General features: G+C 54.3%; 1 rRNA gene. It reads right to left on the bottom strand.

What is annotated here, in order from left to right:
• Window positions 1-1,244 (bottom strand): 23S ribosomal RNA (locus tag M3182_RS25520); the annotation flags it as partial.

Raw genomic sequence — 1,244 nt, 5'->3', positions numbered from 1 at the left:
GCTTCCACCTCTGACCTATCAACCTGATCATCTTTCAGGGATCTTACTTAGCTAATGCTAAAAGGAAATCTCATCTTGAGGGGGGCTTCATGCTTAGATGCTTTCAGCACTTATCCCGTCCGCACATAGCTACCCAGCGATGCCTTTGGCAAGACAACTGGTACACCAGCGGTGCGTCCATCCCGGTCCTCTCGTACTAAGGACAGCTCCTCTCAAATTTCCTGCGCCCACGACGGATAGGGACCGAACTGTCTCACGACGTTCTGAACCCAGCTCGCGTACCGCTTTAATGGGCGAACAGCCCAACCCTTGGGACCGACTACAGCCCCAGGATGCGATGAGCCGACATCGAGGTGCCAAACCTCCCCGTCGATGTGGACTCTTGGGGGAGATAAGCCTGTTATCCCCGGGGTAGCTTTTATCCGTTGAGCGATGGCCCTTCCATGCGGAACCACCGGATCACTAAGCCCGACTTTCGTCCCTGCTCGACTTGTAGGTCTCGCAGTCAAGCTCCCTTGTGCCTTTACACTCTACGAATGATTTCCAACCATTCTGAGGGAACCTTTGGGCGCCTCCGTTACATTTTAGGAGGCGACCGCCCCAGTCAAACTGCCCACCTGACACTGTCTCCCATCCCGATAAGGGATGCGGGTTAGAATTTCAATACAGCCAGGGTAGTATCCCACCAATGCCTCCACCGAAGCTGGCGCTCCGGCTTCCAAGGCTCCTACCTATCCTGTACAAGCTGTACCAAAATTCAATATCAGGCTGCAGTAAAGCTCCACGGGGTCTTTCCGTCCTGTCGCGGGTAACCTGCATCTTCACAGGTACTATAATTTCACCGAGTCTCTCGTTGAGACAGTGCCCAGATCGTTACGCCTTTCGTGCGGGTCGGAACTTACCCGACAAGGAATTTCGCTACCTTAGGACCGTTATAGTTACGGCCGCCGTTTACTGGGGCTTCGATTCAGAGCTTCGCTTGCGCTAACCCCTCCTCTTAACCTTCCAGCACCGGGCAGGCGTCAGCCCCTATACTTCGCCTTGCGGCTTCGCAGAGACCTGTGTTTTTGCTAAACAGTCGCCTGGGCCTATTCACTGCGGCTTTTCCGGGCTTTAACACCCTAAAAAGCACCCCTTCTCCCGAAGTTACGGGGTCATTTTGCCGAGTTCCTTAACGAGAGTTCTCTCGCTCACCTTAGGATTCTCTCCTCGCCTACCTGTGTCGGTTTGCGGTACGGGCACCA

Origin of the sequence: Mesobacillus maritimus, assembly GCF_023715205.1 — a bacterium.
Taxonomy (GTDB): Bacteria; Bacillota; Bacilli; order Bacillales; family Cytobacillaceae; genus Mesobacillus_B; species Mesobacillus_B maritimus_C.
The sequence above is the reverse complement of the archived record's forward strand: the minus strand, read 5'-3'. Positions and strand labels throughout refer to the sequence as shown.